We start from the raw sequence: 17,649 nt of genomic DNA on the forward strand, positions 1-17,649 counted from the left end.
TTTAATCTTATAACTTAACCGACTTAAGTATTGATGCTCTTATAACTTAAAGGACTATAAAAGACCATACTTTGCCCATAAATCCTGAAAGATAATCAATCACAGATATTGGCTAGGGCGTGTCATCATTTAGGTTGTTAGGCTTAAAATGAGGAAAATTGCAGCCAAACAAGAAAGAAATTGCCGTAAATATGAACATATTGACAAGATTTCTGACGATGTTTGGCAAAATTTAACCATTTTAAGACCACTAAATGTATCAATGTGCTAATTGATGACACGCCCTAGATCACAAAGCTAACTACTGAGATATTTATTCGCCGTCTAACTCATCATCATTTGCAATATCGATAGCATCATCAACTTCAGTTGTGGCTGTGTTGCCAGTTGCCGCATCGATGTCTATCTGCTCTTGGCCTTCTACATGCAACGTACCATCTTCTCTCATAGCATCAACTAGCTCATCATCGCTTTCTTCGTGCTCGACACGTGCCATAGCAACCAGTTTTTCATCTTTTGACAGACGAATCAGCGTGACACCTTGCGTATTACGACCAGAGCTAGCGACATGCTCAACTGGCGTACGAACCAATGTACCTTTGTCAGAAATTAAAATAATATCATCGGTAGAGTCAACTTTGGTGGCGCGTACTAACGCGCCATTACGCTCACTGGTCTTAATCGCGATTACACCGCCACCACCACGATTTTGGGTATTGAACTCATCGATAAAGGTACGTTTACCGAAGCCTTTCTCACAAGCGATTAGGATTTCGCGGACATCATCTTCGATAACGACTAACGACTTAATGAATTCATCAGCAGCCAGACGCATACCACGGACACCTTTCGCAGTACGACCCATCGCGCGAGCATCATTTTCATCAAAACGAATGGCTTTGCCACTGGAAGCAAACAACATTACTTCTTGGCTACCATTGGTGATACGAGCACTGACTAATTTATCGCCCTCTTCTAATCCAACGGCAATCAAGCCGTTTGATCGAATATTGGCAAACTGCTTAAGCTCTACCCGTTTCACTGTACCATTAGCAGTTGCAAAAAATACAAAAGGTGGCTCTGCTTGATTGATATCTTCTGATAACTCATCATCACCATCTATTAAGGTATCTGTTAATGATGTGTCACCTTTTACCGGTAGCTCTTCTACTATCTTTGGAATAGGCAAGATAGTTGTCACGGTTTCATCAGGATTTAACCCAATTAAATTCACTAATGGACGACCACGGGCACCGCGACTGGCAATCGGTACTTCAAAGCCGCGTAGGCTAAAGACACGCCCACTATCAGTGAAGCACAATACTGTAGAATGCGTTGAGGTCACTACTAAATGATCAATCACATCGTCTTCTTTCATCGCAGTCGCAGATTTGCCTTTACCACCACGTTTTTGCGCGACATAATCATCAATTGGCTGGGTTTTTGCATAACCAGTACGAGAAACGGTCATGACTACAGTTTGCTCTGGGATAAGGTCTTCACGGTTAAAGTCCATACGTGAATCAATAATATCAGTGCGGCGCTCATCACCGAAGTTCTCACGAATCTCAATCATCTCATTAGAGATAATGGTCATTAGCTTGTCAAAATCGCCAAGGATAGACTCTAAATGGGCGATTTCACGCAATAAATCTTGGTATTCTTCGGTCAGTTTGTCTTGCTCAAGACCTGTTAGACGATGCAGTTGCATATCTAAAATAGCATTGACCTGTTCAAGCGATAAGCGATAATGCTCATTACCCTCAATCAGACCAAACGGTGCTTTTGGATCTTCGCCTTCGATGAAGTCAGGACGTACTGATTGACTGCCAGCAGCGGTTAGCATCGCCACGACACTGCCTGAACCCCATGTGTTGTTCAGTAAACTTTCACGTGCCAAGCCGCGGTTTGCAGACGCCTTAATCGCAGCGATAATTTCATCAATATTCGCCAGTGCAACGGTCAAGCCTTCGAGCAGATGACCACGAACGCGAGCTTTGTTAAGCTCATAAATGGTACGGCGCGTCACCACTTCTTGACGATGACGTACAAAAGCAGCGATTAATTGACGTAAGCTCAATAATTTTGGCTGACCATTATCGAGCGCCACCATATTGATACTAAAGCTAGACTCAAGCGGTGTTTGGAGGAATAAATTATTGACGATAACTTCAGCCGTTTCGCCGCGACGCAAATCAATGGCGATACGCATGCCGTCTTTATCAGACTCATCACGAATCTCAGTAATACCTTCGATTTTTTTGTCACGTACCAGCTCAGCGATACGCTCAATGAGCTTCGCTTTATTGGTCTGATAAGGTACTTCGGTAAATACAATGCGCTCACGATCACGGTTGACGCCCGTATCGCTCATCGCTTCAATGATATAGCGACCACGTATGTGCAAGCGGCCTTTACCCGTGCGATAAGCATCCAAAATACCTGCACGACCGTAGATGATACCGCCCGTAGGAAAGTCAGGACCGGAGATATGAGTCATCAGCTCTTCAGCTGATATTTGCGGGTTTTCGGCATATGCCAAGCACGCATTAATGACTTCGGTCAGGTTATGCGGTGCCATATTGGTCGCCATGCCGACTGCAATACCAGTCGCACCATTGACCAACAAGTTAGGCACACGCGCAGGCAACACGCTTGGCATACGCTCAGAGCCATCGTAGTTGTCTTCCCAGTCGACAGTGTCTTTGTCGAGATCAGCCAGCATCTGATGGGTCAGCTTGGTCATACGTACTTCGGTATAACGCATAGCCGCCGGTGGATCATCATCAATCGAGCCAAAGTTACCTTGACCATCAACCATCGGGTAACGCAAACTAAAGTCCTGCGCCATCCGTACAATCGCATCATAGACCGCACTATCGCCATGCGGGTGATATTTACCGATGACATCACCGACCACACGCGCCGACTTCTTATAGGCTTTATTGTAGTCATTAGACAGCACGTGCATCGCATACATCACACGGCGATGCACTGGTTTGAACCCATCACGCACATCAGGCAGCGCGCGCGAGACGATCACGCTCATCGCATAATCCAAATAGGATTGCTTTAATTCATCCACGATGGCAATAGGACTGATCGAGTCGCTCATATACACTCCTTCACTCACATAATTTCTCTAAGGGTTGCACGCCTTAAAAGGTTTAAGCTGATACAAAAATATAGCTGCACAAATGCGCAACTATGATTGTTATATCAACGCTAAAAAACACCTCAAAACGTGCAAAACCATAGGAAAATGGCGATACGGTTTTTGTTAAAAGTAATGTTGAATAAAAGAAGCTATTTTAGCACAAATTTGTTGATTTAGGGGGTTCTGACTGTCATTAAAATCAAGCAAAACAGCTCATTAGCGCAGGTTTTTAGATCCAGCAATATCCACCGAAATATCTTTAATGACATACTCGCTTAGACTGGCTAATTTTGCCATTTTTACAGACGAATTTACCATCTTTTGAACAATGAGAAATACCGCCCATCTTACCGGAGCAAGGCGTATTTTTTGATTGTGCTTGACTCATAGGCAACAGTACAAAGGGGAGCGCTAGCAAAGATAACATTATTGATTTCATTGTTTTATCTTCCTAAAAAATAATGGGTTTATACATAAAAAAACTGCACCCACTGGGATGCAGTTTTTTGACATCATTCATCTGTAAATAACTTATTGCCGCTTGGTCATATTAAGTTCGGTTGGCACTGGCACTGGCACTGAAGTCTTGATTAAAGAATTCACGAGTGGCGTCAGTACAAGCACTAGCGACTAAACCACCATGATAGCTAGATAAGAGGCCAGCTCCAGCAGCGTCGACATTATTATTAAATCGCGACTGAATATTATCAATAGTATTGGTCATTAGCCAAGGGTTTGCTAATGCTGATTGACCTAAAGGCAGCAACGTTGGAATGCCACGACCCGCTTCATTTTCGTTATCGACATCGAGAACAGTGACATTTAGGTTAGCTTGTTGCAGCTGAGCAGTCATTGCACCTGTATTTAAATCATAATATACCGTTGGATCACGATGACCACCACATAACAATGTTGGCATCTTTGGTACATATCCTCGTAAATCGTTGTCTTTTAGGGCTTTACGAAGCTCGTTCTGTGGAGAAGCGGCTGGTATTCCAGCTGGTGTTGCTGCTGTCAAACCATCAGGATTTGCAAGCACATCTGTCACATAAGCGGCACGAAAGTCCGTCTTAATGAGATAGTTATCAGGAGAAAATCCTAGAAATGCAAAAGGTAGTGTACTAAAAGGTAGCTGATCAAGTACTGCATTGCCAGTAGATTTTGACTGGAACAGCGCAAATCCAGGCAGTTTATTATCCTCGACTAATTGCTCAAAACTTGAGTCACTTGGAAGGATAGTATTAGCATACTGGTCAGTGAAAATCTCATTAACATTATCATAAATACTTGGATACTTTTTCTGTAATCCTGTCGTTAATAATGGCGCAAATCGCGTTGCACCAAGGTTAACGTTCCCCGTAAAGATAGCATCACCAAAGGCGGCTAGAGCATAAGGGCCTGATAAAGGCGCAATGGCTGTCACTGGTTTGTTTTGTGCTTCTAGCGCTCTAGCAGTAGCCATAGCAACATGACCGCCTTGTGAATACCCTGAAATATATAGCTCGCCTGAATCATCGATATTGGCGTAATTGGTATTTTTATCTCGTTTTTGTGCATCGATAACGATACGCGAGCTATTCAACGCATCAATCATATCAGTAGATTGCTGCTCAGCAACTAAGTACGGATGGTAATCAAGCTCTGAATCATCATAGCCAGCATAGTTAGGGGCTACGACGATATAGCCTTGCGCGGCAAAGTTTGCTGCTATCAAGGTGGCTTCACCCGAGCCTGAATTTTGAGGATTGCCAACTTGGCTAAAATCATAGCTTTTATCGGTAGTCGTACCATGAGCATATAATAATACTGGACGATCACCCGAACAGTCTGCACCCTCACCACTAGGCAGCATTAAAGCAGCAGTTGCATTGGTAACCTCGCCTGCTGACCCTACCGTTTGATAGGTGACTTTCTCTACTTTAATATCACACTTAGCATCAGGCGTACCAGCATTTTCCAATCCAGGAATACCATCTATTTGAGCAGTACTGAAGGCACTAATTGTCTCAACGCTAGTAGGAAAAATGACGGATGCTGTGTCGTTATCATCGTCGTCATCTCCACAACCAGTGAGTAGTAAAGCACTGGCAACGGCTACTGACAATAAGCAGCGTGACATCGTTGGTGTTTTGGTAGTGATAGACATGGATTGATAAGTAGGGGCAGATAAAGGGGCAGATAATTTGCCGCTGGTATCCGTGGTGGATTTGATCATGGTTGCTGTCCTTAGCAATGGTAAATCAGACGTTTGCTGAAATTTTTTGGCAGTAAATGCCGTTTAGTTTGGCAGCTTTTTTCATCAATGATTTGTATTAAGCACTTTTTAGCAAAATTTGCTCAATAGTTATTGTTTCTTAAACCTTATGGTCTGTTGAACATTCAAATATGGTACTGGCAGTGGCTATTTTTTAGACAATACGCAGTGAAATTTTTGACGCCTAGTCGTTCTAGGGTAGACAATTTCGCCATGTATTGGCAAAAAATAGCCCTGCCCCTGCTTGTATACTTGGGGCTGATGCTAAAATCACTCCAAACGTTGTTGTAAACCTAGCTAAGGTCTCGACATTATCGTCAGTTTACGCCTAGTTTGATGCGATTTTAGCGATCAGCAGTTCTAATATTTGAATGTTCAACAGACCCCACTATTTATACCGTAAAATTTTATGAAAAGCTACTGCAAAACATGCGCTGAGTGGCGTCTTTTACCTTATACGAAAAATTTTGTTGCCGTTAAAGCAGTTCTAGCTTAGCTTTAGTCTTTGTTGTACGATGTTCCAAATTTAACCCTAATATAGATATCACCCTATGCAAACCAGCAGTCAAAGCACGAAAGAAACCAACAGCCAATCGACAGATCTCACAAAAGAAATGGCGATGCAAGACGAGACGCGCATCGATCGTAGTTTTGATACGATTGCGGATTATTTTGAAAAAAAGGTCTACGGTGGTCTTAAAGGCGACATTCGACTGGCAGTATTGCGCCGTGATATCTTTGCCTATACAGCGCAGATGAGCAAAGAGCTTGGGCGACCTTTACGGGTTTTAGATGTGGGTGCGGGACTTGCACAGATTGCGATTGAGCTTGCGGCTCAAGGGCATAGCGTGGTCATCAATGACATCTCTGCCAATATGTTAGAGAAAGCAAAAGCGAGCGCCGCAGAAATCGATAGGAATCTAGATATACGCTGGTATGTGTGCCCTTATCAAGAGATAGAGGACAAGTTAGCAATCGATGAGTTGCAGAATAAAGACAGTATGGCTAAGAATACTGAGAACGCAGCTAAGTTTGATTTGATAATGTCGCATGCCCTACTCGAATGGCTCGCAGAACCAGCCGCGATTATGGATTTTTGTGATCGGCTATTGGCTGAGCATGGCGCGCTGTCATTGTGCTTTTATAATCCAGCAAGCTTTGACTATCGTAATCTGATTATGGGTAATTTTAATCTGCTCGATAACACGGATTATAAGGCTGACACTAAAAAAAGCCTGACGCCTAATTATCCGGTCGCCAAAGAAGAAGTCGAGTCTTGGCTCATCACACATCATTACCAAACCATTCTAACCAGTGGCTTGCGCGTGTTTCATGATTATGCACCGCTCAAGCGCGGTGGTCATAATGATCCTGATGCAGTCATACGTATGGAGCTGCGCTACTCACAACGAGAGCCGTATAAATGGCTGGGTCGCTATCTGCATATAATGGCAACTCGTTAAGTTGAGTACGCTGAATGATAACGAGCACCTAAATCATGATGTGCTAAAGCGACTATCTGGCTTCTGCCACGCGCTCGGACCGATCGTACTCTGACCAAGTCGTCGCATTGATGTCTTTTTCATCAAAAACAACAACGTGCTCAAGTATCGGCAAAATCCCAATTTGCGAGCCAATCTCATGATTATGATGACTGGCGACCAAGGACAAAACCGTCTGCCCATCATCGAGTTGCAAGCGATACAGATAATTGGCACCGCGAAAGACGCGCCCAATCACCAAAGCGGTCTGCGTACTATCATCATCATGGATTATATCGTCAGGGCGCACGAGCACCTTAATCGGTGTACCATTGGGATAATCGTACTCACAATATTGCGGCTGCCCTGACTCATCATAAACTTCCATGCGACGGTAAATGTCACCTAACGCGGTCTCGACGTGACCTTCTTTGATAATGCCATCTATCATCGCACCTTCACCGACAAACTCAGCAACAAACGGACTGATTGGCTCATGATATAGCTCGCTTGGTGTCGCCCATTGTACCAATCGACCTTTATCCATCACGCCTACTTTATCTGCCAGCGCAAAAGCCTCATTTTGATCATGAGTCACCAAAATAGCGGTGGTATTGGTACGTTTGAGAATATCGCGGACATTCATCGCCAATGACTCACGCAGTACCACATCCAAATTAGAAAACGGCTCATCGAGCAGCAAGAGTTTGGGATTGGGCGCTAACGCTCGTGCCAAAGCAACGCGTTGTTGCTGTCCACCTGAGAGCTCATTGGGACGTTTGTCAGCATGCTCCGTCAATTCAACGAGGCTTAGCATCTCAGCCACACGGGCTTTTTTGTCAGCCGCTGACCATTTATTAAGACCAAAAGCGATGTTTTTTGCCACGCTTAAATGCCCGAATAACGCATAGTCTTGAAACACCATACCCATGCCACGTTTGGCTGGCGCAACGGCGAACGAGGTCGTCGGCGTCTGTTCTGTCAAGCGTTGGTTATTTAAGCCAATCGTGCCGCGACGACTTTGCTCTAGCCCTGCAATGGCTCGCAATGCCGTGGTCTTGCCGCAGCCGCTATAACCCAAAAAGCAGCCAATCTCACCTTGTTGTAAGCTTAGCGATAGTCCATTAACGATGATGGTATCGTCATAACCGACGATTAAATCTTGGACACTAAAGTAAGGATTGGTGGCGATATTTGTCTCAGTATTTACGGTAGAATTACTATCATGCTTAGCGATATTGTTATGCTGTACTTGATAGGCTTCATCTGTTGATACTGGTGATTTTTTTACATTATCAGCGTGCACTTTCACTTTAGCCGTAGCCGACTTAGGATTGGCTGGGTCTGTTGAGTCTTTAATCAAGTCAGTATACATAGATGGTACCAGTAAGCGATTAATGAATAAAACCAATAAATAAAACGGTAAAAATTATGGTGCTAATAAATCCTTGAGCGCGAGCAACTCTGTCTTTAATGTCTTGAATAATAAACGGCAATGTCTTAAATAATAAACTGTTTTCAACTTATCCTTGCTTATCACTTTGGCGCAGCAATATCCAAACAGGAATAAGACCGACCAACACAATCAGCAAACTTGGCAATGCTGCTCTGCCCCACATGCCTTCGCTGGTCATCTCAAACACCCGCACCGCTAGCGTATCCCAGCCTTGCCGCCGTGTCATCAAGGTGATCGGCATCTCTTTCATCACTTCGACAAAACCCATCAATAAGGCCGTTAGCACCCCAGGGCTGAGTACGGGCAACATCACTTGCCGCCAACGCTGATAAGGGCTGTCACTCAGTAATTTAGCAGCCGCTTCCTGATTGACAGTCAGTCGCTGTAACTGCCGATCGACTGGCTGAAAGCTTACGGTCATAAAGCGCGTCGATAAGGCAAGAAGCATCACGATCACACTACCCGACAGCACTTGCTCTGAAGTCACACCGAACGCAATCAGCTGATTGTCTATCCAAGCAATGGGAATAAATATACCAACAGCCAGTACTGTACCCGGTACGACATAGCCTAGATTGGCTAGAGTGGTCATAAGCTTGGTTGATTTATCTGGATATTGGCGTTTAATCCACGCAATGATGATGGCTAAAAAAGCAATGAAAATGGTGGTCATGCTCGCAATCATGAGACTGTTGGTAACAAAATCAATATAACGGGCGTCAAAATCTTGGCGGAAGTTTAACGCGGTCCAGTAGATCAACTGCAAGAACGGTATTAGGAAAGCCAGCAAAAACACCAGTGTGCATAGGAATGTCATGGCCAGCTTAGCAGACGCACTGGCTTCAAAACGCTGATTGCTGCCTTGGGTAACTATATTACCGCGCTTGGCTTGCCAGTACTGCTCAAACAATACCACGATAAATACCACACCGATTAACAAAGCGGCTAATTGTGCGGCAGTCGTTAGACTAAAAAAGCCAAACCACGCCTTGTAAATAGCCGTCGTAAAAGTGTCGACATTGAAGACCGAAACCGCACCAAAATCTGCAAGCGTTTCCATACTGGCGAGTAACAAGCCGCCAATTATCCACGGCAATGCTTGCGGTAATGCCAAGCGGAAAAACACGTGACTGCGGCTTAAACCAAGCATTTGACCCGCTTCAATCGCCCGCCTGCCTTGTGACAAAAAGGCCTGACGCGCTAGCAAATAAACGTAAGGATAAAATGCCAGTGACAATACCAAGCCTGCGCCCCAGACGTTGCGTACTGACGGAATGGCTGTATCGATGCCTAACTCTCGTAAACCTGTCTGTAGCGGCCCACTAAAATCAACAATACCAACGGTAACAAATGCCAGCACATAAGCCGGTATCGCCAGCGGTAGCATCAGCGCCCACGAAAAAAAGCGCTGTCCGGGAAAGCGATACATGCTGGTGATCCAAGCAAGTGCGGTGCCGATACTGCCAGAGATAATCGTCACCATCACCAATAAAATCGCGGTATTTTTGAGGACTTGTGGCAGCACATACTCGCGCATGTGCGTCCAGATGTCTGCCACTGGCTGCGTCCATGACAGCAGGACGATGAGAATTGGTACCAGCATAAACAACGAAATCAGTCCTAAGACTGATTTTGAGAGGATACGTTTGCGAACGGCATGGTCTTGACTAACAGCCAAACTACTATGGTCACTGCCATTGTTATTGTCGTTGGCTGTCTTGTCTTGACGAACAGACGCATTTGGCGTTGTTATCATATAATTATTACCATGTCATACGCATAGAGTTCCCGATCTAATTCGCCTATCGCACACCCAAGAACACCATTTTCTCTGCCAAACTTGCTCAGCTTACTGTTCCGCTTACTAAGAGTCATGCTGACATTTATCTTATGGCTACTGTCATTTTTTGGGCGTGGTTGGCTTGTGATACTCTATTTATAACCTGCTTTGTCCATCATTTGAATCGCTTGGGTTTGACGCTCACCAAACTTTTGCACGTTGATATCATCTTTTTTGAATTCGCCCCACGATCTGAGCATATCTGACTCATCAACGCCTTCTTTGACTGGATATTCTTTATCAGAGCTGGCATAGAGACCTTGCGCCTTATCCGAAGACAACCATTCCATTAATTTGAGGGCGCCATCAGGATTGTCTGATCCTGTCACCACACCTGCTCCAGAAATATTCACGTGGGTACCAGTAGTGCCTTGGTTTGCCCAAAAGACTTTGACAGGAAAATCAGGCTGCTCATCGAGCAAGCGACCATAGTAGTAGCTGTTAGACAAGCCTACTTCACACTGACCGGCAGCGATAGCCTTTAACATGCTAGTGTCATCGCTGAAGACGTCAGTGGCTAAATTATCTACCCAACCACGAATGACGGCTTCGGTTTTTTCTTCGCCTAAGTTTTCAATCATACTGGCAACCAATGACTGGTTATACACAGAGTTTGACGTGCGCAAACAAAGCTTGCCTTTCCATTTTGGATCCGCCAAATCTGCATAAGTAGATAATTGGTTGGCGCTGACTTTACTTGGGTCATACATAATAGTACGGGCACGTAATGACAGACCTGTCCACTGACCTTTTGGATCACGATACTTTGCAGGGACATTGGCTTCTAATACCGTCGATGCCACTGGTTGGAGCAATCCTTGTTCTGTGGCTTGCCACAAATTACCCGCATCCACAGTCAATAGCATATCCGCTGGCGTATTTTGACCTTCCGCTTGCAAGCGTGCCATCAATGGACCACTTTTATCAGTGACCAGTTCAATTTTGACACCTGTCTCTTCTGTATAGCGGTCTAGCAAAGGTTTGATCAGCTGCTCGTTACGTGATGAGTAGATCGTAATCGTTTGTCCTTCAGCACTCGTCGCGCCATCGTTAGCCACTTCTTGCTCGCTACTGGCTGGCGCCGCTTCAGCATCAACGCTTTCTTCTGGCGTAGAGGAATTACTACAACCCGCAAGCCCTAGCATCATGCCAAATACGGCAACAGGTAAAGTGAGCTTGGTAGAAGGTAAATTTGCGCTGAAAGCTTTCAATGACATGGTTTTCCCCATAATGGTGCTACGGATAAGTGAGAGAGATAAAAAACATTACTCATTAAGAGTAATAAGAGCATATTAGTTGAAAACAACATACTAATAGAAATGAGATTAATTATCAATACATTTATTTAACTGGATAAACTGGTGCTTGTTTGGCTAAATCATTGCTTTTAAAATACAATTTCAAAAGCAACGATTTAGCCAAATAGTGTTCGCTCAACACTTTTTTATAACAACCATTGCCCCAAAATCACATTGACTGCCGCTTCAGTACGCAATATGCGTGGACCTATGTGTACCGACTGACAGCCTTGACTGGCAAGCAGCTCAATCTCATAGTCGATCCAGCCCCCTTCTGCGCCGATACAAACGAGACTGGGCAAGGAGGTACTATTAGCTGAGTTGGTTTCTACGAGCGATGGCGCAGTTTGCTCTTGCTTTGTTAGCACTTGCTGCTGCACATATTGCGAAAATGACAGATCGCTGTAAGGGTGCGCGACAATAGCGCGGTTGATGATTAGACTTGCCAGCTCATCCTCGACAAAGGGTTTGAAGCGCTTTTGCAAAGTGATGCGCGGGGCAACAGTATCCACTCCTTGTTGTAAACCTTCTAGTACGAACTCATCGAGGCGACCCAACATCGGGCTTTGCCAATAGCTCTTTTGCGTGCGATAGCTATTGATAAGGATGATATCGCGCACACCAAGCGCCGTCATATCCATTATCAAGCGGCGCAGCACTTTTGGACGTGGTAATGCCAAGATAACAGTCAGATTTAACTTAGCAGGTGGCACAACTGACAATTGGACATCACCTAGCTGAATACGGTGAGCAGCAATATCCTCAATCATCGCCGTACCAAGATTGCCACCGAGTTGCCCAATTTTAAGCGTATCTCCCACTGCTGCGGTCAACACGTCATTGATATGGTTAATTTGCGATAGATTATTGATTGTCGCAGAATTTTGCGAAAAGTTTTCGGCAGGCAGTAATAGACAGTTCATAGAGTCTCTTGGTTTGGGTGTTGCTCAATCACCTTTTCGATCATGGCAAATTGACGCGTTAATACTGCTTGCTGCTGTACGGTCATCTGCTCGCCAGCTTGCCCTGCCTGTTTGGCTAATAGCGGATGGCTAAGCCAAGACTGTAGCTGATCATAAATGAACGCCGTATCGTTAGCAGCCAATGAGGATTTTTTGCGCGAGGATTTTTGCTTACCCTTCATATCTAGACTACTGATATCTGAGCTACTGATAGCTGAATTGGCGATATTTTCATTATTGGTAGCAACATCCTCTATATTAATTGGACGGTAAAACGCATTATTTGGCTGATATAACGCGCCCACACTCGCCAGCTTATCGACCACACTTTGACACGATTGGGTTTGGCGTCCCATTAGCACCGGTGTTGCCACACTCGCTGGCTCAACTGGATTGTGTCCGCCCACATCGACCAGCGAGCCACCCACCAATGCCACATCGGCTAATGCATACCATGTCATCAGCTCGCCCATACTATCTGCTAAATAGACTTGCGTGTCCGTATTGATTACTTCTTCGTTACTACGCCGTGCCATCATCAACGTGCTGTTTTGGATAAGCGTCGCCACTTCATCAAAGCGTTCAGGATGTCTGGGCACGATAATCAATAGCGTATCCGCCAGCGCTGGGTTGGACAATAGCTGCTCTTGTAATGACAGAGCGATGCTTTCCTCACCGCTATGGGTGCTGGCCGCGACCCAAATAGGACGATCCGCTATTCCCAACTCGACGGCAATACCGCTCTTTTGCTTTTGTATAGTGGCACGCTCATGTTCTTTCTTAGCAGCGCTGCCATCAGTCGCTTGTACATCATCAGTTTTGCTATCAATCGTTTCATTATTAAGCATTGGGCTATTAATGACCCACTTGAGTGAGCCCGCCACCCGGATTTGCGCACTATGAGCGCCCAGCTGACGAAAGCGTTTGGCAGACTCGTTGTCTTGCGCAATAATTAACGTCAGGTTTTTCATCATACTGGCGCTGACAGCAGCGATTTTTTGATAGCTTGTAAATGAACTGGCTGATAGACGACCATTGACTAAGATGCTCGGAATACGATGTTCGGACAGCTTGGCTAAAATATTTGCCCACAGCTCGGTCTCTACAAACAAGGCCGCAACTGGCTGCACGTGCGCTAAAAACGTTTCGATAACAGCAGGGCTATCGACAGGTACATAGCTATGGCTAAGCCGACCCTGAGCAATGTCAGCAGCGAAACGGCTGGCACCGCGAGCGAAACCTGTCTGCGTGGTATTGGTCAGCCAAATCTGATAACCATGCGCCAATAGCATGTCTAGCAACGGCGCTACTGTATTGGTCTCACCTAGAGACACCGCGTGGCACCAGATAACGTTATTATTCATCTCAGCTTTATGGTTTATTTCAGCTTTGATATCAGCTGTTGGCGCTGCAGGATAGTGCTTGCCAAAACGCTGCGCCACTTCTTGCTGATAGTTATCGCGCTTGTGTGAGCGTCGCCAAACCTGTAGGCGATATAGCGGCTTTAATAAGCCAATGATACATTGATAATAAAAGGGTGGCTGATACACCGCTCGACTGGACAACGCGGTAGATTGAACCGCAGTGGTAGAAGGTTTGGATGGCGTAGGAGAAGATGGCATAGAACAGCCCAGATTAGTAATGGATCAGATAATACCATTCTCAAAAAAACTGATGGTAAAAAACGCGATAATTCTACCTGAATTTGCTGCTTAATAATAAGCTTTTACGCAGTATGAGCTAACAAAAATCGTTTAGACAATAATTAATATTAACACCGCCACTACTAGCACTACCGCCAGTAACAGCTGATAGCGCTTAATACTGTGTTGCTCTTGCTTTTGTGTCGTTATCAACGCTTGCGCTTGCTGCCACTGCGCGACCAAGCTGGCTGCTTCCACGTGACCGTTTTGGGCAGCTTGCTCTAACCAATATTTACCGTTATTAATATCTTGCACGACACCAACCCCTTGGTAATACATCTTACTGAGCAAGCGCTGCGCTCGGCTATCGTCTTTGCTAGCGGCTTGCTTAACCCATTCAATACCTGCCTCTATACCAGCATTTTTATCAATCACCAAGCCTTCACCGAGTAGCTCATACATCGCCAAACGCAGCATAGCAGCGGTATGCCCGACATGCGCGGCCTCTTGTAGTTTTAACAACGCTTGCTTTTTTGCCGCCAGATGATTCTCTGAAAAGTTAATTTGCGCACGCGGTTTAGATTGCTTTGTAACATGCTGTTCAAACTGATCCAAGACTTTGCGGGCTTGCTGATACTCAGCATTGCCCGCAGTTTGCGGCCGTTCAATCTCATCTAACTCTATGAGTAATTGACTAAAAATCTCTGGAGTTGGTGAGGTTTTGACAGCGGCTGCTGGCTTGGTTTTTATCAAGGGAATGGTCTGTGCTATTGGCAGCTCCGCTTTAGATGGTTCAGACTTTAATTGGTTCTCTTGTTCATTCGATAAGCTTTCATTGGTTAGTCTGTCTGATACGATATACGTAGAAGCCTCTTCATTTAAATCAGTTTTATTCAAATAATCTGCTGGTGTAACGGTTGTATTCTGCTGTACTAAAAATGCTGCGCTAGTGCCCACTGTTTGAGAATTAGATTCTATGCTACTTGAGTCTAAATCTACTTGAGGAGCCATGCGAGCAGCCACGTTAGATTTATTGTCTTGAGTGATAATGGTAGACACGTAATTATTAGCGACTGGCAGTCTGGCACTAACCGCTTGATACAAGCCACTAGCAACTTGACCACCTTGAACCGCGACAAAGGGTCGATCGACATGACCAAACAAGCGCAAGCCTATCGGTTCTAGGGCAAAAAATATTGGTAAGCTGGCACTGTCATTAATATTAGCATTGGCATTAGCATTAGCATTAATATTAGCATTGGCATTAATATTGGCACTATTATTCTCACTATATAACACTGCCATATGCTGATAAAAATCATCGGTGCTCAGTGACCATATTGGATAACGTTTGCGCAGCTCGAATTGACCATACCAATGCGGCGTATTTTGCCATTGCTGCGCCAATACTTGTCCGGCATAAAATGCCAAAAACATCATAAGATTACGATAGCGTTCATCCGTTAACAGTGCCGCTTCATCCCAGTTACCCGTTTTAATCAGATCACGGCGTATCTGCGATAGCAAAGTATCTACCCGCTGTAAGCTTGCCAGCGACTCATCCAAAGTGCAATCACGTAGCTCAGTTTCGTAGGCAATGCCACCTGCGATAGGGCGTCCCGCTAAGAAATCTTGCCAATAGCCTGCGGCGATATAATCCAGTGGTGTTAGAGGCGATGCAGACATAAGACCAGCGTGTCCTTTTACAGTTTAATAGGTAGTGAATAGGATGACATCGTTATGATGGCGACAGTAATGCAATGTGTAGATAGTTTACCTTAGCCTAAAATTCAAATAGCTACAATAAACCGCTACAATAAAGGACTAAACAAGCGTACCACATTGTCAAACAATCGCTCATAGCCTGCGCGCTGCTGCCATTCTGCTAACGTTAAAAAATGACAGCTTTGTAGATAAGTCTCTTGGCAGTTAGCAATTTGAGCGACCATTTCAGGGGTATAAATCGCCAAGCTGACTTCCATATTGAGATAAAAACTGCGCATATCAATATTTACCGTACCAAACAGACAATAATCATCATCGATTACCACAGTTTTAGCATGTAGCAGCCCGCCTTTGAATAAGGCAATGGTGACGCCCGCCTGCAATAACTCTTCATAATACGCTTGTGACGCATGCTGCACTAAAAACGAATCGACCTTTTCGGGAACGATAATCGTCACCTCTACCCCGCGCTTAGCCGCGATCGTCAGCGCACTTGATAGCGCCTCATCAGGTACGAAGTATGGCGTGGTAATACAAATGCGTTTATTGGCGCGATGAATAACCGTCACCAAGGTATTATAAATAACATGCGCTGTTACCTGCGGTGCCGAAGGTATCAACTGCGCGATCACGCCTTCTATTACGGGCATCTGTGGTATGACTATCGACATTGAGCCAGTATGTAGCGGCTCATCAGCATCGATACTATCACCCAAAAACTTTACCCGACTGTTGATGTCATTGATAGTCGGATCCATCACATATAGCTTGCGAGTATAGTTATTGATTCGCTGGTTGAGCTCGTCTAGATTATTGTTGTTTTCAGCGCCAATATCGGTGACCACAACTTTTGCCATCGCTGTCGCTATACTGATGGTACGGTGGCTCACACTACGTATCGCCACATCGATCCATTGTCCGACATTTTTATTTTGTTTAAAAAACTTAGGATCGACCAAGTTAAAGCTGCCGATATAACCAATGTATTCATCAATGACCACCATTTTTCGGTGATTACGCAGATCTGAACGTTTAAATAAGGTCTTGAACAAGCCTACCGGTAACGACTGATGAACAAAGGCACCTGCTTGCTCTAATATTCGGTGCTCGTTGCTATTAAAAAACCTAAAACTACCAACACTATCAGCCAATATATGACACTCAACCCCGCGCTGTACGGCAGCGACCAACGCCTCTATCACCTCTACTACCTGCCCCTTCGGATAGATAATATAAAACTCCATCAGGATGATACTCTTTGCTGACTCAATATCATCAATCAAACGCTTAAAAATAGCACTGGGCGCGGTTAATAGCTGCATCTGGTGATCGGGAAACACCCCGAACCCTGTCCAGCGTGTCCCTATTTGGCTGACACCGCGATAGTTATCAGGCAACAAATCTTGCCCTTTATCAAAGACCAAATGCTCCCGCCTTGCCATCTCATTCATTAGCAGGCTGGCTTGATCCATGCGTTCACGATAGCGACGTCCGATCATTGGCTCACCAAGCAGTATGTAGGCAATTAATCCTACGACAGGCAAGGTATAGAGCACAGCAACCCAAGCGATCGATACGCCAATATTGCGCTGTACCGATACAATTCGTAATGTCATGAGTATCATGAGCACGACATGTAATATCAGCCCCAATTCTGCAAAGTCACCCAATGACCATGTCGTAAAGTACTTTTCAATAGCAAAAGTGTCTATGCCTGCCTCCATCAACCAATCAGTCAATTAATACAAATCAAATTATTCAATACCTGCACGTGCCACAAAGCATTATCAGTATAGTAGCTTTTGGCGCGCACACAATAGGTAACTATGTACC

The 17,649-nt window shown here is 44.9% G+C and carries 10 protein-coding genes; 1 reads left to right on the forward strand and 9 read right to left on the reverse strand.

The window, feature by feature from the left end; genetic code table 11:
• Positions 1-313: 313 nt before the first annotated feature.
• Complete coding sequence (gene gyrA, locus RH96_RS09415; RefSeq protein ID WP_010200281.1) at positions 314-3,115, reverse strand: DNA gyrase subunit A; 2,802 nt, start codon at positions 3,113-3,115, stop codon at positions 314-316.
• 592 nt (positions 3,116-3,707) lie between these two features.
• Positions 3,708-5,372 (reverse strand): alpha/beta hydrolase family protein, encoded by a 1,665-nt coding sequence (locus tag RH96_RS09420; protein ID WP_010200293.1) that lies wholly within the window; start codon positions 5,370-5,372, stop codon positions 3,708-3,710.
• 590 nt (positions 5,373-5,962) lie between these two features.
• On the opposite strand from RH96_RS09420, the gene RH96_RS09425 reads away from it, so the two are divergent.
• The gene (locus RH96_RS09425; protein ID WP_010200296.1) at positions 5,963-6,874 is read left to right on the forward strand and encodes a methyltransferase domain-containing protein; all 912 of its coding nucleotides are present in this window, start codon (positions 5,963-5,965) and stop codon (positions 6,872-6,874) included.
• A gap of 52 nt (positions 6,875-6,926) precedes the next feature.
• On the opposite strand, the gene RH96_RS09430 is transcribed toward RH96_RS09425, so the two are convergent.
• From RH96_RS09430 to RH96_RS09460, 7 genes are all read right to left on the reverse strand, one after another.
• The gene (locus tag RH96_RS09430) at positions 6,927-8,267 is read right to left on the reverse strand and encodes an ABC transporter ATP-binding protein (RefSeq protein WP_010200299.1); all 1,341 of its coding nucleotides are present in this window, start codon (positions 8,265-8,267) and stop codon (positions 6,927-6,929) included.
• Positions 8,268-8,415: 148 nt separating this feature from the next.
• Complete coding sequence (locus RH96_RS09435; protein ID WP_010200308.1) at positions 8,416-10,104, reverse strand: ABC transporter permease; 1,689 nt, start codon at positions 10,102-10,104, stop codon at positions 8,416-8,418.
• A gap of 176 nt (positions 10,105-10,280) precedes the next feature.
• Positions 10,281-11,405: a Fe(3+) ABC transporter substrate-binding protein gene (locus RH96_RS09440; protein ID WP_010200309.1), complete on the reverse strand. Its 1,125-nt coding sequence runs from the start codon at positions 11,403-11,405 to the stop codon at positions 10,281-10,283.
• Between the two features lie 227 nt (positions 11,406-11,632).
• The gene (locus RH96_RS09445; RefSeq protein ID WP_010200310.1) at positions 11,633-12,409 is read right to left on the reverse strand and encodes a 16S rRNA (uracil(1498)-N(3))-methyltransferase; all 777 of its coding nucleotides are present in this window, start codon (positions 12,407-12,409) and stop codon (positions 11,633-11,635) included.
• Positions 12,406-14,070 carry a 3-deoxy-D-manno-octulosonic acid transferase gene (locus RH96_RS09450; RefSeq protein ID WP_010200311.1) on the reverse strand — a complete coding sequence of 555 codons (1,665 nt, stop codon included), beginning with the start codon at positions 14,068-14,070 and terminating at the stop codon, positions 12,406-12,408. Before RH96_RS09450 ends, RH96_RS09445 begins: the two co-directional genes overlap by 4 nt.
• Positions 14,071-14,202: 132 nt before the next feature.
• Complete coding sequence (locus RH96_RS09455) at positions 14,203-15,777, reverse strand: tetratricopeptide repeat protein (protein WP_010200312.1); 1,575 nt, start codon at positions 15,775-15,777, stop codon at positions 14,203-14,205.
• Positions 15,778-15,902: 125 nt separating this feature from the next.
• Positions 15,903-17,540 carry a phospholipase D-like domain-containing protein gene (locus RH96_RS09460; protein ID WP_010200315.1) on the reverse strand — a complete coding sequence of 546 codons (1,638 nt, stop codon included), beginning with the start codon at positions 17,538-17,540 and terminating at the stop codon, positions 15,903-15,905.
• Between the last annotated feature and the right edge of the window lie 109 nt (positions 17,541-17,649).

The organism is Psychrobacter sp. PAMC 21119, assembly GCF_000247495.1.
In the GTDB taxonomy this organism is placed as follows: domain Bacteria; phylum Pseudomonadota; class Gammaproteobacteria; order Pseudomonadales; family Moraxellaceae; genus Psychrobacter; species Psychrobacter glaciei.

Excerpts from the sequence above, each read along its gene's own strand:
- RH96_RS09455 (WP_010200312.1), bottom strand. The coding sequence starts at position 15,777 with ATGTCTGCATCGCCTCTAACACCACTGGATTATATCGCCGCAGGCTAT.
- RH96_RS09425 (WP_010200296.1), top strand. The coding sequence starts at position 5,963 with ATGCAAACCAGCAGTCAAAGCACGAAAGAAACCAACAGCCAATCGACA.
- gyrA (WP_010200281.1), bottom strand. The coding sequence starts at position 3,115 with ATGAGCGACTCGATCAGTCCTATTGCCATCGTGGATGAATTAAAGCAA.
- RH96_RS09435 (WP_010200308.1), bottom strand. The coding sequence starts at position 10,104 with ATGATAACAACGCCAAATGCGTCTGTTCGTCAAGACAAGACAGCCAAC.
- RH96_RS09440 (WP_010200309.1), bottom strand. The coding sequence starts at position 11,405 with ATGTCATTGAAAGCTTTCAGCGCAAATTTACCTTCTACCAAGCTCACT.
- RH96_RS09460 (WP_010200315.1), bottom strand. The coding sequence starts at position 17,540 with ATGGAGGCAGGCATAGACACTTTTGCTATTGAAAAGTACTTTACGACA.
- RH96_RS09445 (WP_010200310.1), bottom strand. The coding sequence starts at position 12,409 with ATGAACTGTCTATTACTGCCTGCCGAAAACTTTTCGCAAAATTCTGCG.
- RH96_RS09450 (WP_010200311.1), bottom strand. The coding sequence starts at position 14,070 with ATGCCATCTTCTCCTACGCCATCCAAACCTTCTACCACTGCGGTTCAA.
- RH96_RS09430 (WP_010200299.1), bottom strand. The coding sequence starts at position 8,267 with ATGTATACTGACTTGATTAAAGACTCAACAGACCCAGCCAATCCTAAG.
- RH96_RS09420 (WP_010200293.1), bottom strand. The coding sequence starts at position 5,372 with ATGATCAAATCCACCACGGATACCAGCGGCAAATTATCTGCCCCTTTA.